Source organism: Duganella sp. OV510, from assembly GCF_900100205.1.
GTDB lineage: Bacteria > Pseudomonadota > Gammaproteobacteria > Burkholderiales > Burkholderiaceae_D > Rugamonas.
Map to the genome: position 1 here is coordinate 16,717 of NZ_FNEQ01000001.1, position 19,165 is coordinate 35,881.

Here is a 19,165-nt window from a genome sequence, read left to right on the forward strand (position 1 = left end):
TTACATGCGAAGCGAAGTCACCGAGGTTTCGCGCTTCACGATTGGGTACCGCTTCACGAGGTAATACCCATTTGCGTCATTCGGATGGTCATGGCCAGATTTCTTGTCAGGCTGCCCGTCAGCGCCCCACACCTGCTGCTCCAACGCTTCGGTGGTCGTCGGACAGGTGTCGGTGTTGATCTTCCAGCGGCGCACGCCGTCGGCGTTCAGGATCATCGCGTTATACGCGTTGACCCGATCTTTCACTGCTGGGTTAGAGTGGTCGACCTCGATCTGGAAGCCGGCCGCGCGCAGGATCGACAGGTCCGATTCGCTGGCGTTTTTGCTACTGGTGTTCTGCCCGGACGCGTCCGGGAAAATCTTGACCTGGTGGCCCTTATCCTTGAAGTCTTCCTTCAATATCCGCGCCATGGCCGGCGTGTCGCGCACCTTCACGCGCTCGGCCAGCGTGAGCGGCAGGCCCTCGCGGACCACGTTGATGCATGCGGTCATATTCTGCACGTTGAAGTCCAGCCCCACCTGCAGCGGCTCGCCAGGCAGGATGATCGCAGTCGAGCGATTCTGCACTCGGTCAAAGTCAGGATATACACTGCCGCTGGTCAGATTCGTGAACTTGCCCCGCAGGTACGCGTCGATCAGTGCTGGCGGGTAGCTAGCCAGCAGCGACGGGATGTAGTCCGCCGGTAGGTTCAGTTCATTGTCAAACGTGCTGGCCTGGATCAGCCCATACAGCGCGGCCAGCTCCGGCTTGTCGCGCAGCGCCTTCACGAACTGCTGGTAGACGAACTTGAAGCCCTCGGGCGTGGTCGTCACGTCGATGCCATTCAACAGCCCGGGTACGTTGTAGCGCATCCGCGCGATGATCTTGCGCCAAGCCGTCTCGGCCTTCTTCATCGGCATCACGTCCAGCTCGTCGATCAGCGCGTGGCCGATCTTGAAGCCGACAATCGTCTCCGGCTTCTCCATCGACCGGCAGATGACCGTGCCGCGATACAGTCGCCCCTGATATACCTCCACCTCGTGGTCGCCCTGCTTAACCTTGATGCGCAGCCCCATCTTGTCCGCGACCTCCTCCATCGTGGGATAGAAGATGTCGCGGATCTGCGGGTAGGTCGGTGCGAAGTAGCCTTGGCTGATGCCCGGCCACTGCCAAAAGTGCATGCACATGCCGATACAGCCGACGAAGGTCTTGCCTGAGCCGAAGCCGGCTACGTAGGCCTTGTACTTGTGCGGCAGGTTCAGGAACGCTGCCTGCGGGATGTTCAGTTCAAGCTGGGGTGTCATCACGCTTCGCCGCATCCTTCACGCCGATCACGATCTGGACCGGCGTCGGCACATCGTCGGCACCCGGCACCTCTTTGTTCGCCTTCAGTAGATTCAGGCCGATCTCAGCGGAGCCGTTCGCCATCTTGGTCAGCACGGCGATGTCGCCCAGGGCCATGCGGCTTTTATCATCGAGCGGCGCTGCGTCGTCAATCTCGGCAACCTTGGCGTGTGCGATGCCGGCCAACCGGTGCGCGGTTGCGGCGCCGTACTTGGCCGCTTTGGCCAGATGCATCGACACTTCTTTAAGCTCATCGGCCAAAGTGCGCGCACTTATCTGCGCACTTATCGGCAAAGCGGCGAACGCCGTTTCAGCCGCAACCATTTGATTTGCAACGTCTTTAATCTGTTTCGTCTGCGTACCAAAGCGCTTGCGAATTGCGGCTTCCGAGATTCCAAACTCACGGGCCAGTCCCCTCGCCGTCTCACCTTGGATCAGGCGCCGCTCGATCTCCGACCACTGCTTTTCTGTCAGGGATGACTTTCGACCCATGGTTGCCCTCTGGTAACATGTAATTTCGCGCGCCCCTCAGCGCGCCCGTCATCACGGAGAGAACATGAGCTACCTGGTATCACTGCAAGAGGTCGATATGCCTTGGGGATTCACACATGCCTTTACCGCCAACGAACGCGCCTTAATCTTGAGCGCAGTGGTGGGTGTGCAATTCAAGCTAAACGAGGGATCTGCGCACCTGCATGCGGACGGCGACTTAATGCTGACACTGAAATCTCCGGGTGGGTTCAGCCACCACTGCGTAAATTACGCAAAACTTCGCGAACAACTGCTAGATCCCGATAGCGTGACGCTGTACGAACGTCACGCTCATTGATGTCGCCGCCCGCTCCGGGCTGACACCTCCAGGTGCGATTGTCTGCACCTGGAGGTCGGAGCCACCCGGTCATGTTTCGTCAGCGATCTGCGCCCGCTTTTCGTAGCCCGCCCGCTGGAGCGCGATGGACGGCCCGCACGTGTTACTTGTATGGCCAGGTGGCCATGTTCGGGGAGTCCGGTGCACGCGGCACCGGCGCGGGGCGGTCAACACCCCATAGGATCATCATGATGGCGAGCATGCTCACGCTGGCAACCGCGAGGTGCGGGTCATGAACTCGGCGTGCGCGCGCTCGGTGCGCTGGCGCATCCAGGCATCGAAGTCGACAACCTGGAATTCGGCGCCATCGCCCACAGCGGGCGCCGGCTTGCGCACCAGCTCGTACTCGCTGAGCACCGACTCCAGCTGCTTCAATCCTGGCGCGTCGAGCGCGACGTAGTGCTCGCACGTGACGGTGACGCCAAACTTTTCAGCCGCGACGCGCAGCTCGAACGAGACGCAGTGATCAGGCAGGCCGAGCAGCGCCTGGAGCGCCGGGTAGATCTGGTGTGGCGAGACGATGTCGCGCATGATCATGCCGGCTCGTGCGTTTGGCCGAAGATGTCGGCCTTGCACGGATACAGCTCACCAGCAACACCAGTCACCAGCACAACGCCCGGCGTGATGGTGTGATTGCCTGAGAGTGTCAGGACGATGTACGAGGCATCGTTCTCACGGACCACCTGGCAGCCTTGGTAGACGAAGTCACCAGGCAGCGATGTGTCTCCGACGTGCGCGGTGTTCTCGCGGCCGTGCTGCATCAGCTCGTCGAAGGTGATGGCATCGATGACCACCGGTTTCTTGCGGAATTTGGCCATGGCCACCTCGAATAAAAAAGCCACCCGGAGGCGGCGAAGGTCCATCAGGGATGAACGGGAGAACCTGGAGCGGGCGAAGGGAATCGAACCCTCGTCATCGGCTTGGAAGGCGGCAGCTCTACCATTGAGCTACGCCCGCACTGCGGCGCCCGGGATCGCCCAGGCCTGAACCGCGTTGAAACTGGTGCTGCATATTGCCGCCCTGCGGTCTCATCCTCTGCCGTGGCTTCGGGATTAACGCAGGTGCGGCGAATTCTTACCAACGCGCGCCTTTGCGCGGCATCGTCGCGGCGATCTCACGCGCCACGCCGAAATCATCTTGCAGCACCAGCAGCGCCATGCACATGCGCACCCAGCGGATGCGGGCAAGATAGTCAGAGGATGTTGGAACAGATTCCATGGCAGCCTCGCAAATCAGGCGCGGAATAGAAAAACCGCCACGAGGGCGGTTCGGTTTGTGCTCCAGCGCTATCTGCGAAGTGAGCGGTACACGCGAGCGAAAGCATCAAACGATGTTGGTGCTAGCCTCGAATCACTGCTATCGGTGAGGCGCAAGGCCTGCATTACGAGTGCGGTGAGTGTGTAAGACTGCACGTTAACGTACTCGATAGCTCATGTCAATACCCGAAAATCGCAGCCAGGTCAGGGTAGTGATTATCAATAAACTCGTCTGGCCTTTCCTCGCGCATCAATAGGACCGGCACGTCAATCGATGCAAGGTCGAACAGATACACTGCCCGCACTCCCGTGTCGTCCGGCTCCAGCTGCACGGCTATCAGAAACTGAGTGCCCAATCGCTTATCGATTGGGAAGCACCACCGGTTTACTTTTGCGCTGCGATTGAATCGCTCCGCCCGACTTACGATCACCTGGGCCTGAATGCGACCATTTAGAACGAATGTATTTCTGCTGTGGCCTGGTTCGAGGCTGACGTTTGCGGCAACTACGCACTCGCAGATTTCCAGGAATATCCTCGACCTCACCGCCTCCGTCTTCCTGTATTTCTCAACATGACGTACTCCGCGCGGGTGCGGCGCGACGCCCGCAAGGAAATACGCCTTTGTCAAACTTTGGAACCTGTTGGTGAATGTCGTCGCACTGGGCACGCGGGGATCCTGATTGATGAGGTCAGTCGACACCTTCCCGTTTTCCCGGTAGAGCATGCGTAGCATGTCTAGCAGGACTTCGGTGGGGATGCCTCGCCCTCGGCATCGGCGAAGCTCTTGGGCGCGCTGGAACGTGGCAACGTCTATGAGTGCCGGGAACGCATTGCGCTTCCGGATCCAGGAGCTCTCTGGCGTACGCACCGCGACGGTCTGCATTCTCTGCGTGGTCCGGTTGTAGATCGCGGTTCCGATGTATTTCTCGCTTGTCAGAATCCTGTGAACGATGGGAGCGGTCCAAGTACGACCAAGTCCATATTCCGTCGGAATTGCTTCAGCATTGAGCGCCCGCGAAATGGCGGCATCCTGCAAATCGCCAGCGAGGTACCAGTCGTAGATTCTACGCACCACGGCAATTTCGTGTTCCGGCCCGAGAACAAGCGCCACCCGGTCGGTCAGCGCCGACTTGCGTTCGCCGTTCGCTAGCTCGCGGCGGACGTTGCCATTTTTTTCCAACGACACTCGTCGCAGACCATAACCGGCCGGGCCGCCCTGCTTAAACCCCTGCCTCGCCAGCCGCGCCTGACCGGCGACGACCTTTGCAGATTTCTCCCGACTATCTTCGGCTGCGCGCACGCGACTTACTGTCTTCAATATCAGACTTGCGAGCGAATCATCATTGTTGAACTGCTCGGCGACGTAGAGGATCTTGATCCCTGCGTTTTTGCAAATAAATTCGTAGTGAGCGCTCTCATCAGGGTCTTGAAATCGCCCCCATCGCGTGACGTCATACACAAGGACCGCCTGGAAGGGAACTCCTGCACCGCTAGTGACGTCATGGATCAAGCTCAGCAAGCCCTTCCGCTGCTTGATCGTCAAACCGCTCTTCCCTGAATCGGTGTATTCCTTCACGATCTCCATGCGGTGGCGTCGCGCATAGGCCGTCAGCGCTATGCGTTGCGTCGGAATCGATCCTATCTGTCCGTCTGTCGACATGCGCATGTACAGAGCAACACCTTGCCTAACACGCGTGCCGGCCGGCCCCTGGTTGGTCTTGTTCGCCATGCGGCACCCCGATCTGCTGGTCGTGGAGCACGATAGCACAACGCGCTAGTGTCGCCAGGGCAATTTCGATGCTTACGCCGTTCTCGAAGAGAAATGCGCCTGCGAAGTATCTGCCGTGTGTGGCGGCAAGGGCTTTCGCAGCGAGGCAGAATTGATACGTTCGAATGTCCACAAGAGAACTGTATCATCAGTAATAGGTCGGAACTTGAGATTTATCAAGCAACGCAACTTATACATATCGCGGGTTTGAACTCCGGCGCTATCTGTGGGGTGAGCGGTAGACACGAGCGCAAGCATCAATGGATTGGTGCAAGCCTTGAATCGCTGCTAGCGGTGAGGCTTAAAGCCTGCATTACGACACGCAGTGAGTGTGTAGCGGCGACGTTAACGTACAAAAAACGGATTGTCAACTCGAAATCGCAAGGCGCGCAACTCACGCCGATCGCTATTTATCCTTTTTTACCAAGCGGTCTGGAATGGTCGTGCTCTTGAAAAACTCGTTTGCAGGGCCAACGGGCTTTGCAATCGGGGCCGAAGGCTGGGGGCTTGGTTGATTCGGGGAAGAATTCTGGGTAGGGCCGTTTTGACCACTCGATTTTTGAGACATATTAGGCTCCGCAAATATTTGGATAGAATTAGTCGGCTGACCATCCAGCACCTTAACATTATAGGCTTTGTCTGTAGCTGATGCTTTATTATAAACGTACAGGCCAGCAGATGGGACAAGCGCCGCAGCTGCTATTGCAGCGGAAATTAGGGCCCGATGGAGCCTAGCTCCGCGCCCCACGTTAATTCGACTGTTCCAGGATGCCGCTGTAGCAAACTGATCATTCATGTATTCCTGAAAATCAACTGATGCTTTCTTGCTCGCCTCGTCATCAGGCAAGTTTTGTTTTGACCAGTACTCGCGAAGCCGATCACTGTGCTCTTTGAGTGCTTTGAGATTCGGTAGCTTCTGGTACGACTCAACGATCAACGACCGGCCCATGTAGTAAATCCCAACGAGAAGTGCTGCGACAGTTATGGCAATAAATGCGCAGAACAAGTAGCAGCCCCATGATTTGGCGTATTGATAATCGACCACGATGATTGATGTACCGCTAGCGAGCCCTGTAAAAGCCACTAGGGGCGTGTTCACCATTGAGGTTGCAACATTCCGTTGCTCGAGCTCGAACTCATAGAACTTCTGAAAATAGGAGGAATCCATTAGATGATCTGATATCAGAACCTAAAACTAACGCCGCGTGAATTCCGTAATGTTATCGCAATTTCCCAGCAGCACGTGCATTATGCGCATGGAGGAGCCCTTCCAGTTCGCTGACCATGTCAAGCACGCGCTCGCGCTCGAAGCCTTGGCCACTCACCTCGCTCTTGCCACTACCTTTGCACGGAACGCAAATGCGGCGGTCCGGCGTGTTGCCGCTACCCGAGCAGGCCGGGCACTTGCCATCCAGCCAGTGCGCCAGTGACCGTTCGGCCACGCGGCGGTATAAAGCTTCTGCTGCCTGCCCGTCCCAGGCATTGCCGATCTTGACCCACTTCCGTTCGCGGCCCTTCTCGATCACCCGCACCGTCCAGATCCGCAGCAACTGCGCAAGGTTGGCGCTGCCCGATTCGAACAGCTTGTGCTGCGTGCCGTCGGCGTACTTCACGCGCGACAGTAGCGCACCAATGCCGGCGCCGGCGGTGTCGGCCAGCGCCGCCGCGCAAAGCGCATCAGTGGCGTGGTGGTGCTCGTCGTCGCGCAGGTCAGTCGAATTGACGGCGTGAAGGTATCGGTCGGCAAAGCCCATTGTCGTGCTCCAAGGTGTGTGACTGGACGTTAACACAGTAATTTCCGGAGCGCTAGACTGTCGAGATAACAACGTCATCACCCGCGCAGCTGCTGGAGCGCTTTCGCATAGCCGGCCGCCAGCGCGCCGACTTCGAGATGAGGCAGCGCGCGCACGTAGTAGCTGATCGCCAGCCGGATCGCCGCGTACTCGCCGGTGGTCAGGTCCAGCAGCTCCGTCGGACGCGCACACGCCTTCAGCAACGCAGTCCACGCCTTGACCGCCACCTCGTACAACCGGCGATTGCCCTGCTGCGACCAGACCGCCGCGCTGGTCAGCAGGTGCTCGGTCAGCGTGTTGGCCAGGCTGGCCGGCGCCTCGCCGCGCTTGGCTGCGTCGAGCGCGATCAGCACCAGCAGCGCGGTCTTGTCGCCCTCCTCCTGGCCGACCAGCTGCTTGCTGGCCAAGCGCGCGAGCGGGTTCAGGTACATGGCGCCGATGGTCAGCTCCGGCACAGGCTCAGCGCCTGGTCTTCGCTGAAGCCCTGCTCGACCAGCGCGAGGTACTTGGCGCGGGTTATCTGCGCGAGCAGCGTCGCCATTTCGCGGTGCAGGTCGATGTTGTCGCGGAAGTGCCGTGCGGTCTTTTCCAGTTCGGCGCGCCGCGCATTCTTCTCCGCCTGCGGCATCAGCGTCACCACGGCCTTGTTGTCGTCCTTGCTCATGCTAGCGCCTCCCGTCGACCACGATACGATTCCCAGTCGAACACCACCACCTTGCCCCCACCCTCGCGCAGCCGGTCGACCGCGCGCGCGCCGAGGTACTTCTCCAGCTCGCCCAGCGCCAGGTTGCTGATGATGATCGTCGGCCGGCGCGACTCGTAGCGGCCGTTGATGATGTCGAACATGATCAGCTTTTCGGTGTCGCTGCCGAACTGCACACCGACCTCATCGAGGATCAGCAGATCGGGGGAGATGAGCTCGCGCAGGACCTGCGGTTCCGTCTTCGCAGCTCCGCGCTCCCAAGTTTCCTTGACCGCACCCACGGCGGCACGCACCGAGGTGAACACGGCCTGACCGCCCTGCTCCAGCACCGCATGCGCGATGCCGACAGACAAGTGAGTTTTGCCGGTGCCGATGTCGCCGCAAAAGATCAGGCAAGCACCTGCCTTGCGAACGGCGCCGAAGTTATCGGCGTAGCGCTGCGCCACCTGGAGCGCCTGCTGGCCCTCCGGGCACGTTGGCCGGTACGTGTCGAGACGGCGGTCTGCGAAGCGCTCAGGGATCGCCGCGCGCCCGAGACGAGCCTCCCACTCCCTCGCGGACAGTTCGCGGCGCCAGGCCTCGTTTCCGGCGTTTGCTGCGGCCATTTCCGAACTCTTGGCGCACGCAACGCAGGTCGACCAGCCGCTAGCCAGCAGCATCGACGTGAACTCGCCGTGCTGCTCGCAGCGCTCCAGCAGCGCGCTGAAGTAGCGCGGCCGGCCGTCAGAACGAGCCATCGGGAGCGATTCCTGCCCGGTAATCCTGCGAGGCGAAGTTGCCATGTTTCTGTCCTTTCTGCGGCGTGCCGCGTTTGATCGTCAGTTGGTCCCACTTCTCGCGAAGCTTCGCCGGCGAGAGGATGTTCGAACGCCAGAAATCGTCGTCCTGAGCCCAGCCGAACAGCTCGCAGATCTCTCGGTGCGTCCGGCCGTCGCGCTCGCGCATCAGGCGCACGTCGCCAGCCCAGGAGCCGATGTTCGGCGGCTTGTGGTCGGGGTTGCTTTTCCGGATGCGATCGAAGACCCATTGCGCGCATGCTTCGTCTTCGGGGGTGTGCTTCGGCTTCTTCTCGACCTTGCTGGCATCCAGATCAGCGCCGGCCTGCTTGTCGGGACTTTGTTCCGACGAAGAGGTTTTAATATGGTTATTGGTTATTGGTTCTTGGTTAGTATGCGATCCGCTATGCGACACGGATGCGACTGTGTATGCGACACCTATCTGATCCATATGCGACTTCAATTGATGCTCTGATGCGACGGGCACCGGCACTTCTTCGCCGCTACGTGTCTCTTCGTAAATCTGAAGCAACTCTGCTTCCGCGTTGCCCATGTGCGATACGGGCACCTGGTGGATCATCGCAACTTGCTTGCCGTACTTCGAGCGCAGCTGGTTCAATCTGCTTCGCATGTTCGCGCTGATACCGACCTTCACCCAGTCCGGGTTTATGCGGACAGCATAGAGCGACCCTGGTGCCGCCATGTATTCGCCACCCTTGTAGCGCGCAGCGGCCGCCAACTTTCCGTTGGATTTTGCAGTCTCGGCCTTCACGCGGTATTCCGCGATCACCGCATCGCAGATGTCGTGGCGGTAGCCATCCTCTGTCTGAGCGAACTTGAAGCGCAACAGCTTCTGGACCACGGTGCGCTCTTCCGCTGACTCCACGCCAATCTGGTCGCACAGCGCCTCGAAATCCAGCGTGAGCGGCTTCTCCGAGTCGTAGTACACGTCCATCATGTCCCGGTAGATCCAGCGCGCCAGCCGGGACATGTGCACGGTGCCGGAGCGGAAATCGCCAATGTGAAACGGGTAATAATTCACTTCTCGTTCTCCATGTCCAGCGCCACCATATCGAACAACATAGGCATGCTCACCTCGCGCTCGGCCAGCTGTAGGTAATGCACCTGGTCGCGGAAGTAGCCGGCATTCAACTCCGAGCCAGCACCACGGCGGCCCAGCTTGACAGCGCGCACGCCGACCGTGCCCAGGCCATGGAACGGGTCGTAGACGACGTCGCCCTGGTTGGTGTAGCGGTTGATCAAGCGGTCCACGATATCGATCTGGAACGGGCAGTTCGCGACAATGCAGCCTTCGGCGGTGAAGCTCTCATCTTCGTCCACCTTGATACACCAGGTTTCGGCGGTGCCCGCAGGTGCCGCACTACGAACAAGCTTCCAGGCTCCATCATCGAGAATGAGGTGCTTTTGCCGGCGAGTGCCTGGAATGTCAAAGGCGAGAATCCAATCAGCGCGGACGTTCACCTCACGCCCCTGGATGGTAGTCTTGCCTGCTGCGCGCCCGGCGTAGACGCTTGCTACCGTACCGTGGACACGCTGCGCGAGCATGGCGACGCCCAGCAGCAAGGCTCGCGACACGCTGGATGCGACCCAGCGATTGCGCTCTGGCAGGAAATGTCCGTCTCCACTCAGGTAGCCGGCAAGAACGGCTTGAGCCTTCTCCAGCGGCAATACCAGTAACTCGACAGGGACCTGCTTCCCTCCTGCACCACTGCCGCAGCGCTGCAGCATCACCTTCATGGAGTCCGTCAGCCCTTTGAGACGGATTTGAACTGCGGTGCCGACGCGGCTCGTTCCCGCACGTGCCCCTGCCTGCCGCATAAAATCATCAAGCTTATCGGGTCCGATGCTCACATAAAAATCACCCCGAGTCCCAACATGCCCGTCGGCGAGCCAGCGCCCGACCAGCCAGCACTCAGCCTCATCGAGGAGCGCATCTTCGACCGGCGGCAACTGGAGATTGACATAGCCACCCACCGACTCTTCTGCGGCAATCCACGACGGGGCCGCACGAATTGCGCCGTCACGCGCCCTCACCCAGTCCGACTTCCGTGCCCACACTTTGTGCTCCGGAGTCAGCGTAAGCGAACCAACGCCCTGTGCGCGCAGGTCGACTACAGGGCGCACGCCGGTGTTTGCAACCACCAGCACCTTGCGCCAGCGCCCCCGGTGAGTCAGGGTTTCGTCGCCGATGACGACCCGCTCAATTGGCACGAAGCCACGTCGAGTCAGCACCAGTGAGCCGCGAGCGAGGCACACGTGATTCTCGACCGCGCGCGCCGACTGCTCGCCGTTCAGGGTACGCATGCGCACGATGTCGTGCCAAACCATCGGGTCGCTGCTCCCCGGCGCCAGGCTCATGTAGGTCGCCGGCAGCGCGTTGTTGGCCAGCATCTGCTCGCCGGTGCCGACGTGCAGTTCGTAGTCATAGACATTCGTCAGCGACAGTTCGGTGAACAGCTTGGCCAGCTTGCCCGGGCCATATGCCGCCAATTCGGCCGCGCCCAGCAGTCGGTCCCCGCTGGAGCGCCAGAATGCGTGAGCGTCCACCTGCCAACGCGCCACGCTGTAGCCAGTGCCCGGGATCGGCGCAAGCTTGCGGTCGAACGGCACGGCCGCGCCAGTGGCGGCATCGGCGCATAGCGGCTTGGCCTTCGTCACTGGCACGTCCGCGTAGCCGCGTGAGCGGTCAGTCTGCGGCTTGTGGAACAGCAGCACGTATTCCGGCGAGCCGACGCCCATCTTCGTGCCGTCCTTGCAGACCTCGGAATAGCCAAGGCGGTAGGTCTGGTTGTTCTCGCGCACCACGTCGGTCACGACAGTGATCATGCCCATGTAGTCGAAACCGTGCTGCTGGGCGTGGAAGATCGCCTCCGCGTGGAATGGGCTGACAGTCGGGATGCCCGCGCCGGTGACGTTGCCAAACAGGATGCGGTCCTTGACGTGGCAAGCGTAGATACGGCCCGGCTGCAGGATGCGCAGCAGCTGCGGCGTCAGGAAGTCCATCTGGCGCCAGAACTGCGCATTGTCCTGCGTGTGGCCGAAATCGTTGTAGCTCGGCGAGTATTCATAATGGTTGGCGAACGGGATCGAGGTCACGATCATGCCGACGGAACTCTCCGGCTGCTCCAGCGCCTCCAGCACGCAGTCGTTGTGCGCCACGTGGAAATGCTCGCCGACGGCCACCTGGCGCTGCACGCCGATCGTACGCGCGAGCGAATCCTGCATCGACAGCTGGTCGAGGCCGTAGGTGCGGATGATCTCGCTCATCTTGGCCTGCATCTCGTCGTGCTGCTGCCACTTCACCTGCAGGTCGGCCAGCACCTTGCGCTCGACTTCGGTGTGCACGATGTCGATGATCACCGGATGCGTCTGCTGAAAGCGCTGCACGCGGTGAATCGCCTGGATGAAGTCATTGAACTTGAACCCGATGCCCGCGAAGATCTCGCGGTGGCAGTGCACCTGGAAGTTGCAGCCGGAGCCGGCGATGATCGGCTTCGTCGACAACAGCGGGAACTTGCCGTCGCTGAAGTCAGCGATACGCTGCTCGCGCTCGTCGATGTCCTGGGTGCCCCAGACACTCACTGCTGTCGGGATCGCCGCCTGGATGGCGTGGCGCTCGTCCTCCAGGTCGTGCCAGATAATGAAGTGATCCTCCGGATCCGCCGCGATGATCTCCGCGACCTTGGCAATGCGCGCACCCATGCTGTCGCGCTTCTCGCCGGCGGCAGCGGACAAGCCCATGGCCACGTTCGGGATCAACAGGCCCTGCCCGTTCTTCTCGGCGCCAGCAGTCTCGTAGTTGCTTGGCACCTCGTGGTAGCGCACCTCGATCGGCGGCAGGTCGTAGCCCTCGTCCGAGTGGCCAAGATCGCTCGGGCGCTGGATGAACACCGCCCAACTGGCCACCCAGAGCCAGAATTCATGTTCCTTGTGCGGATACAGGGTCAGATTGCCGGCCTTCTCGCTGTCCCGCTGGAAGAAGCGCGTCAGCGCCTGCCCAGTGTCCATGACGCCCAGGTAGCCGGCATAGTGGATCAGCTCCTTGAAGCGGTTCGGGCTTGGCGTGGCCGTGTAGACGAACTTGAACTCGACGCCCTCGAACATCGGCAGGAACTCCTGATAGGTTTTGCTGCCGTAGCTGCGCAGCACGCTGGCCTCGTCCAGGCCGGCCGCGCGCCACTTGCTGACGTCGACCTTGCCCTCACGGACCGATTCGTAGTTCGTCATGTAGATAGTGGCCGGGTCATCGATTTCGGCGTCGGTCCGGATGAAGCGCAGGTCGACCGCCTGGCCGCCGGTGAAACGCTTCGCAACCTCACGCGAGAACTCCTGCCGCACGCCCAGCGGCGCGACGATGCCGCGGACTCCGCCCGGTCGGTGGATGCCGATCTGGCGCATCACTTCCAGATTGGTGCTGGTCTTGTGCAGGCCGAACGACGCGAAGATAGCGCGCTGGCCGCCGGCGAGCGCCCAGCGCACGATGTCGCGCGTGTGCGGCTTCAGGCCCGGGTGGATCTGCTCCAGTGGCACGTCGAAGCCCTTCTTCTGCGCCAGTTTGATTTTCTCGCGCAGGAACTGGCCGTAATCGGCCTGGACCAGCAGTTTTTGTTCTTCAGTGCTAAATGCGCTCATATTTTGTCCGTGTAGTTTGTATTGTTAAAATTCTTCGATGTCCCAGCCGCCGGCCGTCTTCCGGTTCGCCTTGATGGCCAGGAAGCGGAACGGGTACATATCGGCGGCGATCTTGATCTTGGCGCGGGCGTCGTCCTGCCAGACGCCTTTGACCTCGTGCGCTTCCATGGCGCCGCTGGCCAGCATCACCGCGAAATCCGGCGTGTAAAACGTGTTGTCCGCCAGGCGAAACTTCAGGCCCTCGAACTTGAACCAGAGGATCTCTCCGGCCGCGCGCCGGCGCTCCAGCAGCGCGGCATAGGCCTGCTCCGTCTTGTTCATGGCGCCGACCTTCAGGCGGCCAAGCGCCTGCAATCGCTTCTGCATCATTCGATCAATCCCTTCGTGCGTAAAAATTGGTGTGTGCGCTCGATGCCGCCCCGGAATGCCGCCAGCACCATGTCCTTCGTCAGCCATGCCGGGCGCGGCCGGCGGCCGTCAAGCACGTCGTGACAGGCGCTGCAACCGATCGCCGCCGCCGTGTCCGGAGCCTTCAGGCCCATGCCCTTGCCATCCGCCAGCTCGTTGCTGTGGCAGAGGACGGACGTTGCTGGGTCGCGGTTGCAGACGCCCGGCAGGACGATGGTGCAGTCCTGGCCACGCGCCGCTTTCCGGATCGGCGTCATCTTCGGGCCCTTGGTCCTGAGGCTGCGGCCGCGCGCGGCCTTGGTGATGGTCTTCGTCACCTCGCGGGCCTCGATGCGCTCGCCGCGCGCGAACGCGGTGCGCTTCATCGGCGCGGTGCCGGGCTTTATGGGGGAGCGGCGCATCATGCTAAGATTTCCATTTCGAAAGGAGTTCGAATGCACCAACGAGACCGCATGCGCGCCCGATGCGACGAGATGGGCATCCACTGGGCGCGCGGAAATGTCGCAAGCTTTGCCTTTAACGAGAATGGCCCGTATATCCAAGAGTGGATCGACGAGTTCGAAACAGCCGCGCGTGACGCCGCTGAGCGCAAACACTTGGAGATCGCCAAACGTAATGCAGACGCGGCGGAAGTCTCAGCAACTGCAGCAGTTGAATCGGCAAAAACGTCAGGCACGTCAGCCCGAGCCGCCCTCTTCGCCGCCTTTGTATCGCTCCTAGCACTTGTGGTATCGGTGGCTGCATTCTTCAAACAGTGAGCCATTAATTCACCCTCCACGGCTGCTGTACAGCCAGGCCCAGCGAAGCGCCCGGCGTGATAGCGATGAACTGCGAGACGACGACGCACAGGTCGCGCGGCATGGCGCCCGAGATGGCGAATCGTTCTAGTTCAGCCTCACGTTCGGCAACCAGAATTCGAGCAGCGGCCGCAAAGTAGTGAAACGGCCCCATATCCATCGGGATATCGACGGTATAGGTGATGCTGCGCCGTGGATCGTCGATCGATAGCATCCGAGTGTTCAAGGTACGGCCCTCCCGATCATCGACACCGCACGGCGCGCCCGGCCCAGCCGCTGCCGTGCGACTTTACGCTCCTGGATCGCCAGATGCGCAGCCATGCAGTGCGGGCACTCGCTCAGGATTTCCAACACCTCGGCGCGGCTAAGCCATTCCTTGTGCGTGCCGTAGGAGTGGTCGTTATCAATCTCTTCGGCAGCGTAGGCTTTCGACAAGTGAGTTGCCGGACCTTTCGGGCCATATTCGGCAGGGTCCAGCAGCAGCGGGCAATTGCCGATGCCCTCGCCGATCAGTTTCGACAAGCGCTTGACCTCGGCGCCAGCAGCAACCAGTTCGCGACACGCAGCGAGTGCGCGCTGCTCCGGCGCGGCAACGACGACAGGCTCGACCTGGTGCTGCTGGAGTAGTCGGGCGGCCAGCCATTTGAGCAGACGCTCGCGGCGCACTGGGTCAGCGTGCAAGCGGCAGTTGATCGGCGGCGTTACTTGGTCGCCTTCCTCGCAGTCGCAGAATTTATTGGCAATGCTGGACGCTTCAGCGCGGCACGCTGCCGCCAGCGAGAACCAGCGGCGCCGACCACCTTGGTAGACGACTGCCGTTTGCGACTTGACCGTCATGGCCGCGCTCCCAGCGAGAGCGCCACTTCAGTGCGCTTCGCTGACAGGCCGGCCAGCTTGCAACCGGCGACCGTGGCGTGGAAGTACTGCAGCTGGAGCAGCTCGGCGCCGGCGCGCACGAAACCAGCGGCGGCCAAGCGCTCCATCGATGGGAGGTCGCGGCGGTTCACCAGGTATTCGTTGCGGAAACCCCATCGCGCACGCGGGTGGTGATCGGTGGCGCCGACCATGTGGCGCAGGATCTCCAAGTCGCCGTCGTGCAGCGTGGCGATGCGGTCTGCCAGCTGGCAGCCGTGGCACTTGCCGTACTGTGCCAACACCTTTGCCGGCGAGGCCTTGCTGCAGGCGCAGCGCTTCGATTCCAGCACCGGGCCCGGCTTTTCGTTGGCAATGGCGCGGTGCTGGCGCTCCGCGCGGGAGAGGTCGTAGATCATGATATATTTGCCTTTCTAACAATGGAGGCGAAATGGACATTGCGATACAGACAGTTGAAAACGAAAAGGGACGATGGAACTGGGTAATCACTTGCCGCGACGCCTCGTTTTCTCTGGTGAAATCCGATTCGTCCCTCATCAGCTTTAAAGATCGAGCCGACGCTGAAGTCGACGCACGGCAGCACCTGGAGGCACAAATTGGTGCTGACGGCCGACCAATCCGCACAAAAGATCAACTGCAAAACCTGATTCACCAGGCAGCCGACCAATGCGCCGACTGCGCCGATGCGGTATTTGGCGGCGTCTATTGGCACGCGCGCGACGAGATGGGCTGCAACTGGAGTATCTCGACAGTGCGCGGAGGTGATTGGGGCGCCTGCATGGAATGCGTGAATCCTGCGGCTATCCGTCTGCGCCAGGTCTACAATATTGCTGATGAACGCTGACTTCACGCAGCCACCAGCCCCATCTCACGCTCGTGCGTGAAGCCCGACATCGCGTTCCGGTGATGTGCACGCACCTCGGCGGCCAACGCGGCATCGCCAGTTGCGAGCAGACCGGCGGCAACCACGCGCTCCAATCCCGCGTTGAGGGCGTAGCGACCGAGGTCGCGCAGCGGCACATTCACGGCCAGCTTCTTGTGGATCGGATAGTCTTCCAGCCAGTAGCCATACTCCGGTGCCGCGTAGATACGGACCGCTGCGCGGTCGCCGTCTATCCCCTCGACCACGCCTGGTAGCATCTGCGTATACTTTTGCGTGCTGTCCTGGACCTCCGCCCACAGCGGCATGCTCGTGACCATGCCGACCCGCCAGTAGGCACGCGCCTCCGCTCCCTCCTCTGCATCGCGCGCAACACAGTTCCGGCTCACCGGCGCAACGGCCGTCGGCGCGCCGAAGTCGAACGCGAGTTGCGCGCCGTTCACGCCGCCTCCCTCATGGCAAGAATGATGTCGCGCGCCGCCGGAGGGCACACGGCGTTGCCCAGCATGTGGACAGCGTCGCGGTGCGCCGATGGCAAGATGTAATCGCTGGGGAAGCCCATGGCCGCGCGGCACTCTTGGGCGGACAGCATCCGCATGCGGGCGCCATCGATGATCGCGTGGCGATCGCGTGTGGTGATGGTGCCGATCGGCCGTGCAATCGAGCGACCGCCCCTCTCGTTGCCGTAGTAGCTGGAAATGAACCGATCGCCGTGCGCGCGCCGGCCGGCCGCGATACGCTCGAGCGTGGCCGCCGCCCTGCCCGGCTTCTCGATCGGCTGCCAGCTGCCGGCACCGAAATCGATGAAGCTGCTGGCCGGGATGTGCGCGCGCTTCGGCACATCCAGCCACAACGGATGCTTCGCGCGCACGCCGGCAATGAATAGGCGGCTGCGGTGCTGCGGCGCGCCGTGATCAGCGGCATCGACGATCATCGGAGTGAGGCTGTACCCCAGCGCCTCCATCGCCAAGCACCACGCCGGATACAGCGACCACGATACGTACTCCGGCACGTTCTCAACGAGCAGGAATTCGGGGCGGTGATATTCGGCAGCCGAAACAACCGCCCACGCGGTCGACCGGCTGGCGTCGTGCTGCGGGTTTCCATTTTCCTTGCCGCGTGCCTTGCTGTGACCCTGGCAGCACGGCGACGCCATCAGCAGGTCATGTGCCGGCACGTCGCGCCAGTTGGTCTGGTGCAGGTCTTGGCACGCATGCTGGGCGTGGGGATGGTTTTGCGAGTGAATTTCTACGGCCGCCGGCCAATGGTTGGCAGCCCACGCGACATCAACGCCGGCCATCTGCGCGCCCGTAGAAAATCCGCCGGCGCCGGCGAACAGATCGATCGCGATCATGCCCGCGCTCCTTCCGGACGACGGGTGATGTAGACGGTCGTCGGGTGAGGAATGCCGCGATATGCTGGCCCGGCAAGCTGTCCGCAGTATGGCGTCGGCTGCAGTTCGCCCAGCGCAGTGCGCGCCTCAGCGGTCAGGTGGTACGTGATGCCGACCAGGCGTACATTGCCGCCGATCATGTGGTCGAAGATGTGGCGCAGCGCTTCTTCGAGGCGCGAGTCCTCGATGTCGAAGCCGGCGCGCTCGCAGGCTTGATAGAATGTGGCCGGGCCCTGCTGGAGGGCGACCAGCAGCGCGTGCGAGCGGCTGCCTTTCGGTGGAAAAACGGTGATCGTCATGGCTGTCCGCTCCCGCTCAGCTTGTCGGCGGCACCGCGCAGGTCCTGACGGGCGCGGTACTCGGCGCGTTGGGCGTCGCGGTCGGCCTTCTGCGCCAGGTGCGCGCGGTCTTTTTCTCGCCAATCGCCAAGTTTGCGCAAGGCGGTGGCTTCCGGCGTGCCAGTCTGTGCTGGCGCCGGTCCATGTTGTGTAGTTGTGGACATGTGATCCTCTGGTAGACTCGTTCGTTGCGTTGGCGCAACCAACTTCCGCAAAGTAAGATTTCCTTAGCGCAATCGTGTTAAGATTTTCCGCGTAGCAACCCTAATATTCGGCCGCGTGTAAATGCGGCCATTTTTTTGTCTGCGCGCCTTAAGTCGCTTTCCCAGCCAGGCCCGCACGAATGTCGGCGACGGCGAAGTTGAACTTCTCGTGCGCTTTCAGGATCATGCTGTCGCCGAACGGCAGCTTGCGGTGGCGGATCTTGCTGATCACCGGTGGCGCAACTTCGAAGGCGCGCGCCAGGTCGGCGTCGTTCTTCAGTTTCAGGTTTGCTATCAGGGTGTCCAGGAAAGCTGGGGCGCCCGGTTGGGCTTCTGCTGCTAATGACATTGGGTTCTCCATTTTTTATGTCGCCGTGCTCGTCGGGGCACGGCATCCCGGATTCAGTGGTGGTGCAATTGCGCGGCCAATTGGTGCTTGGCGAACTCGCCGGCCACCCAGTGCAACCCCTTCGTCGTGAAGCGCATGCTGTTGAACGCGTGTTCGTTATGCTTCGAGACGCCCGCCTTAACCTCGAACCGGCCCGCGTTCAGGTGCTCCGCGCGCGGCGCAAGCTCGCCGCCGAGGCGGTAGGCGATGCCCTTCTCCAGCAGGAACTCTCGGAAGGTGTTCTCTTTGATCTTCAAAACCTTGGCCGCCTGGCGGAAACCGAGCAGGCCGGACGCGTCGACGTAGCGGTCCACGAACTCCAGCGCCGGCGCGGCGGCGGCCAGCTGATGCTCCAGCACCTGCTTCTTCTCGACTTCATCCGCCCAGGCGCGCGCGGCGGTCACAGGGTTGGTGAAGTCGGGAAGCGCTGGAACGGCCGGCGATGTTGCGGCGGCTTCCAGCGCGAGCCAGCGGTCGACCACGGCGCCGGTGAATTCCGGCGACAACCGCGCCACCAGCACCAGACTGTCCCGCTTTTCCAGCAGGTACTCGGTGTAGGTCTCGCCATTGGCCGGGTGCTTGTATGGGGTCTCCTCGATTTGAGGACACACCCCAGCAGCGCGTAGATCGCGGCAAGTGCGCAGCACGTTGTCGTGGCGCTTGCCTGTCAGTTCCGCGATCAAGCGGCTGCTCATGGTTGGTGCGATGTTTCTGGTCAGGTTCACGGTGGCTCCTTTACGTTG

27 protein-coding genes and 1 tRNA gene are annotated in these 19,165 nt (G+C 61.5%); 3 read left to right on the top strand and 25 right to left on the bottom strand.

Annotation, left to right across the window (positions count from 1 at the left end; genetic code table 11):
* Both BLS51_RS00085 and BLS51_RS00090 read right to left on the bottom strand, forming a co-directional pair.
* Complete coding sequence (locus BLS51_RS00085; protein WP_090180408.1) at window positions 1-1,284, bottom strand: terminase large subunit domain-containing protein; 1,284 nt, start codon at window positions 1,282-1,284, stop codon at window positions 1-3.
* The gene (locus tag BLS51_RS00090; RefSeq protein ID WP_139168617.1) at window positions 1,268-1,816 is read right to left on the bottom strand and encodes a helix-turn-helix domain-containing protein; all 549 of its coding nucleotides are present in this window, start codon (window positions 1,814-1,816) and stop codon (window positions 1,268-1,270) included. Before BLS51_RS00090 ends, BLS51_RS00085 begins: the two co-directional genes overlap by 17 nt.
* Window positions 1,817-1,880: 64 nt before the next feature.
* Between BLS51_RS00090 and BLS51_RS00095 the strand changes: the two genes are divergently transcribed.
* Window positions 1,881-2,153 carry a hypothetical protein gene (locus BLS51_RS00095; RefSeq protein WP_090180403.1) on the top strand — a complete coding sequence of 91 codons (273 nt, stop codon included), beginning with the start codon at window positions 1,881-1,883 and terminating at the stop codon, window positions 2,151-2,153.
* Window positions 2,154-2,396: 243 nt separating this feature from the next.
* Here BLS51_RS00095 and BLS51_RS00100 read toward each other — a convergent pair whose 3' ends face one another.
* The 14 genes from BLS51_RS00100 to BLS51_RS00160 all read right to left on the bottom strand — a co-directional run bounded on the left by BLS51_RS00100 (window position 2,397) and on the right by BLS51_RS00160 (window position 13,954).
* Window positions 2,397-2,729, bottom strand: coding sequence for a hypothetical protein (locus BLS51_RS00100; RefSeq protein ID WP_090180395.1), 333 nt, complete (start codon window positions 2,727-2,729; stop codon window positions 2,397-2,399).
* Entirely contained in the window at window positions 2,726-3,034 is a 309-nt protein-coding gene (locus BLS51_RS00105) for a hypothetical protein (protein WP_217636420.1), read from the bottom strand. The genes BLS51_RS00100 and BLS51_RS00105 overlap by 4 nt, the downstream gene beginning before the upstream one ends.
* Window positions 3,035-3,075: 41 nt before the next feature.
* Window positions 3,076-3,149 (bottom strand) — tRNA-Gly (locus BLS51_RS00110).
* 117 nt (window positions 3,150-3,266) lie between these two features.
* Window positions 3,267-3,410: a hypothetical protein gene (locus tag BLS51_RS29635; protein WP_175472471.1), complete on the bottom strand. Its 144-nt coding sequence runs from the start codon at window positions 3,408-3,410 to the stop codon at window positions 3,267-3,269.
* Window positions 3,411-3,627: 217 nt separating this feature from the next.
* On the bottom strand, window positions 3,628-5,178 hold the full coding sequence (locus BLS51_RS00115; protein ID WP_090180390.1) for a recombinase family protein: 1,551 nt from the start codon (window positions 5,176-5,178) through the stop codon (window positions 3,628-3,630).
* A gap of 445 nt (window positions 5,179-5,623) precedes the next feature.
* The gene (locus tag BLS51_RS00120; protein WP_090180386.1) at window positions 5,624-6,385 is read right to left on the bottom strand and encodes a hypothetical protein; all 762 of its coding nucleotides are present in this window, start codon (window positions 6,383-6,385) and stop codon (window positions 5,624-5,626) included.
* A gap of 52 nt (window positions 6,386-6,437) precedes the next feature.
* Complete coding sequence (locus BLS51_RS00125) at window positions 6,438-6,971, bottom strand: hypothetical protein (RefSeq protein WP_090180383.1); 534 nt, start codon at window positions 6,969-6,971, stop codon at window positions 6,438-6,440.
* 77 nt (window positions 6,972-7,048) lie between these two features.
* A complete protein-coding gene (locus BLS51_RS00130; RefSeq protein ID WP_090180380.1) occupies window positions 7,049-7,465 on the bottom strand; it encodes a hypothetical protein in 417 nt (138 codons plus the stop codon).
* The gene (locus tag BLS51_RS00135) at window positions 7,453-7,674 is read right to left on the bottom strand and encodes a hypothetical protein (RefSeq protein ID WP_229207455.1); all 222 of its coding nucleotides are present in this window, start codon (window positions 7,672-7,674) and stop codon (window positions 7,453-7,455) included. Before BLS51_RS00135 ends, BLS51_RS00130 begins: the two co-directional genes overlap by 13 nt.
* A complete protein-coding gene (locus BLS51_RS00140) occupies window positions 7,671-8,450 on the bottom strand; it encodes an ATP-binding protein (RefSeq protein WP_090180375.1) in 780 nt (259 codons plus the stop codon). The genes BLS51_RS00135 and BLS51_RS00140 overlap by 4 nt, the downstream gene beginning before the upstream one ends.
* A complete protein-coding gene (locus tag BLS51_RS30050; RefSeq protein WP_229207454.1) occupies window positions 8,437-9,531 on the bottom strand; it encodes a YdaU family protein in 1,095 nt (364 codons plus the stop codon). The genes BLS51_RS00140 and BLS51_RS30050 overlap by 14 nt, the downstream gene beginning before the upstream one ends.
* Window positions 9,528-13,142, bottom strand: coding sequence for a DNA methyltransferase (locus BLS51_RS00150; RefSeq protein WP_090285636.1), 3,615 nt, complete (start codon window positions 13,140-13,142; stop codon window positions 9,528-9,530). Before BLS51_RS00150 ends, BLS51_RS30050 begins: the two co-directional genes overlap by 4 nt.
* A 24-nt stretch (window positions 13,143-13,166) precedes the next feature.
* Entirely contained in the window at window positions 13,167-13,511 is a 345-nt protein-coding gene (locus BLS51_RS00155) for a DUF1064 domain-containing protein (protein WP_229207453.1), read from the bottom strand.
* Window positions 13,508-13,954, bottom strand: coding sequence for a nuclease domain-containing protein (locus BLS51_RS00160; protein WP_217636419.1), 447 nt, complete (start codon window positions 13,952-13,954; stop codon window positions 13,508-13,510). Before BLS51_RS00160 ends, BLS51_RS00155 begins: the two co-directional genes overlap by 4 nt.
* Before the next feature lie 30 nt (window positions 13,955-13,984).
* Here BLS51_RS00160 and BLS51_RS00165 point away from each other — a divergent pair, with 30 nt between their 5' ends.
* Window positions 13,985-14,308, top strand: a complete 324-nt coding sequence (locus BLS51_RS00165) for a hypothetical protein (RefSeq protein WP_090180366.1) — start codon at window positions 13,985-13,987, stop codon at window positions 14,306-14,308.
* Between the two features lie 4 nt (window positions 14,309-14,312).
* Here BLS51_RS00165 and BLS51_RS00170 read toward each other — a convergent pair whose 3' ends face one another.
* Genes BLS51_RS00170 through BLS51_RS00180 form a run of 3 tightly spaced genes read right to left on the bottom strand, consistent with a single transcriptional unit; the run spans window position 14,313 to window position 15,618 of the window.
* Window positions 14,313-14,561 carry a hypothetical protein gene (locus tag BLS51_RS00170; RefSeq protein WP_090180363.1) on the bottom strand — a complete coding sequence of 83 codons (249 nt, stop codon included), beginning with the start codon at window positions 14,559-14,561 and terminating at the stop codon, window positions 14,313-14,315.
* A gap of 8 nt (window positions 14,562-14,569) precedes the next feature.
* Window positions 14,570-15,184, bottom strand: a complete 615-nt coding sequence (locus BLS51_RS00175; protein ID WP_090180360.1) for a hypothetical protein — start codon at window positions 15,182-15,184, stop codon at window positions 14,570-14,572.
* On the bottom strand, window positions 15,181-15,618 hold the full coding sequence (locus BLS51_RS00180; protein WP_090180357.1) for a hypothetical protein: 438 nt from the start codon (window positions 15,616-15,618) through the stop codon (window positions 15,181-15,183). Before BLS51_RS00180 ends, BLS51_RS00175 begins: the two co-directional genes overlap by 4 nt.
* 32 nt (window positions 15,619-15,650) lie before the next feature.
* On the opposite strand from BLS51_RS00180, the gene BLS51_RS00185 reads away from it, so the two are divergent.
* Window positions 15,651-16,064 (top strand): hypothetical protein, encoded by a 414-nt coding sequence (locus BLS51_RS00185; RefSeq protein WP_090180354.1) that lies wholly within the window; start codon window positions 15,651-15,653, stop codon window positions 16,062-16,064.
* Between the two features lie 2 nt (window positions 16,065-16,066).
* Here BLS51_RS00185 and BLS51_RS00190 read toward each other — a convergent pair whose 3' ends face one another.
* The 6 genes from BLS51_RS00190 to BLS51_RS00210 form a co-directional block, all read right to left on the bottom strand.
* Window positions 16,067-16,543, bottom strand: a complete 477-nt coding sequence (locus BLS51_RS00190; protein ID WP_090180351.1) for a hypothetical protein — start codon at window positions 16,541-16,543, stop codon at window positions 16,067-16,069.
* Window positions 16,540-17,454 carry a DNA cytosine methyltransferase gene (locus BLS51_RS00195; RefSeq protein WP_090180347.1) on the bottom strand — a complete coding sequence of 305 codons (915 nt, stop codon included), beginning with the start codon at window positions 17,452-17,454 and terminating at the stop codon, window positions 16,540-16,542. Before BLS51_RS00195 ends, BLS51_RS00190 begins: the two co-directional genes overlap by 4 nt.
* On the bottom strand, window positions 17,451-17,792 hold the full coding sequence (locus BLS51_RS00200; RefSeq protein WP_090180344.1) for a hypothetical protein: 342 nt from the start codon (window positions 17,790-17,792) through the stop codon (window positions 17,451-17,453). Before BLS51_RS00200 ends, BLS51_RS00195 begins: the two co-directional genes overlap by 4 nt.
* Window positions 17,789-17,995 (bottom strand): hypothetical protein, encoded by a 207-nt coding sequence (locus BLS51_RS29125; protein WP_139168618.1) that lies wholly within the window; start codon window positions 17,993-17,995, stop codon window positions 17,789-17,791. Before BLS51_RS29125 ends, BLS51_RS00200 begins: the two co-directional genes overlap by 4 nt.
* 148 nt (window positions 17,996-18,143) lie before the next feature.
* A complete protein-coding gene (locus tag BLS51_RS00205; RefSeq protein ID WP_090180340.1) occupies window positions 18,144-18,383 on the bottom strand; it encodes a hypothetical protein in 240 nt (79 codons plus the stop codon).
* A gap of 53 nt (window positions 18,384-18,436) precedes the next feature.
* Window positions 18,437-19,147 carry a phage antirepressor KilAC domain-containing protein gene (locus tag BLS51_RS00210; RefSeq protein ID WP_217636418.1) on the bottom strand — a complete coding sequence of 237 codons (711 nt, stop codon included), beginning with the start codon at window positions 19,145-19,147 and terminating at the stop codon, window positions 18,437-18,439.
* Window positions 19,148-19,165: the final 18 nt, after the last annotated feature.

Excerpts from the sequence above, each read along its gene's own strand:
- BLS51_RS00125 (WP_090180383.1), bottom strand. The coding sequence starts at position 6,971 with ATGGGCTTTGCCGACCGATACCTTCACGCCGTCAATTCGACTGACCTG.
- BLS51_RS00095 (WP_090180403.1), top strand. The coding sequence starts at position 1,881 with ATGAGCTACCTGGTATCACTGCAAGAGGTCGATATGCCTTGGGGATTC.
- BLS51_RS00175 (WP_090180360.1), bottom strand. The coding sequence starts at position 15,184 with ATGACGGTCAAGTCGCAAACGGCAGTCGTCTACCAAGGTGGTCGGCGC.
- BLS51_RS29635 (WP_175472471.1), bottom strand. The coding sequence starts at position 3,410 with ATGGAATCTGTTCCAACATCCTCTGACTATCTTGCCCGCATCCGCTGG.
- BLS51_RS00200 (WP_090180344.1), bottom strand. The coding sequence starts at position 17,792 with ATGACGATCACCGTTTTTCCACCGAAAGGCAGCCGCTCGCACGCGCTG.
- BLS51_RS00140 (WP_090180375.1), bottom strand. The coding sequence starts at position 8,450 with ATGGCTCGTTCTGACGGCCGGCCGCGCTACTTCAGCGCGCTGCTGGAG.
- BLS51_RS00090 (WP_139168617.1), bottom strand. The coding sequence starts at position 1,816 with ATGGGTCGAAAGTCATCCCTGACAGAAAAGCAGTGGTCGGAGATCGAG.
- BLS51_RS00205 (WP_090180340.1), bottom strand. The coding sequence starts at position 18,383 with ATGTCATTAGCAGCAGAAGCCCAACCGGGCGCCCCAGCTTTCCTGGAC.
- BLS51_RS00170 (WP_090180363.1), bottom strand. The coding sequence starts at position 14,561 with ATGCTATCGATCGACGATCCACGGCGCAGCATCACCTATACCGTCGAT.
- BLS51_RS00195 (WP_090180347.1), bottom strand. The coding sequence starts at position 17,454 with ATGATCGCGATCGATCTGTTCGCCGGCGCCGGCGGATTTTCTACGGGC.
- BLS51_RS00160 (WP_217636419.1), bottom strand. The coding sequence starts at position 13,954 with ATGATGCGCCGCTCCCCCATAAAGCCCGGCACCGCGCCGATGAAGCGC.
- BLS51_RS00135 (WP_229207455.1), bottom strand. The coding sequence starts at position 7,674 with ATGAGCAAGGACGACAACAAGGCCGTGGTGACGCTGATGCCGCAGGCG.
- BLS51_RS00155 (WP_229207453.1), bottom strand. The coding sequence starts at position 13,511 with ATGATGCAGAAGCGATTGCAGGCGCTTGGCCGCCTGAAGGTCGGCGCC.
- BLS51_RS00185 (WP_090180354.1), top strand. The coding sequence starts at position 15,651 with ATGGACATTGCGATACAGACAGTTGAAAACGAAAAGGGACGATGGAAC.
- BLS51_RS00115 (WP_090180390.1), bottom strand. The coding sequence starts at position 5,178 with ATGGCGAACAAGACCAACCAGGGGCCGGCCGGCACGCGTGTTAGGCAA.
- BLS51_RS00150 (WP_090285636.1), bottom strand. The coding sequence starts at position 13,142 with ATGAGCGCATTTAGCACTGAAGAACAAAAACTGCTGGTCCAGGCCGAT.
- BLS51_RS00085 (WP_090180408.1), bottom strand. The coding sequence starts at position 1,284 with ATGACACCCCAGCTTGAACTGAACATCCCGCAGGCAGCGTTCCTGAAC.
- BLS51_RS00120 (WP_090180386.1), bottom strand. The coding sequence starts at position 6,385 with ATGGATTCCTCCTATTTTCAGAAGTTCTATGAGTTCGAGCTCGAGCAA.
- BLS51_RS00180 (WP_090180357.1), bottom strand. The coding sequence starts at position 15,618 with ATGATCTACGACCTCTCCCGCGCGGAGCGCCAGCACCGCGCCATTGCC.
- BLS51_RS00165 (WP_090180366.1), top strand. The coding sequence starts at position 13,985 with ATGCACCAACGAGACCGCATGCGCGCCCGATGCGACGAGATGGGCATC.
- BLS51_RS00100 (WP_090180395.1), bottom strand. The coding sequence starts at position 2,729 with ATGATCATGCGCGACATCGTCTCGCCACACCAGATCTACCCGGCGCTC.
- BLS51_RS29125 (WP_139168618.1), bottom strand. The coding sequence starts at position 17,995 with ATGTCCACAACTACACAACATGGACCGGCGCCAGCACAGACTGGCACG.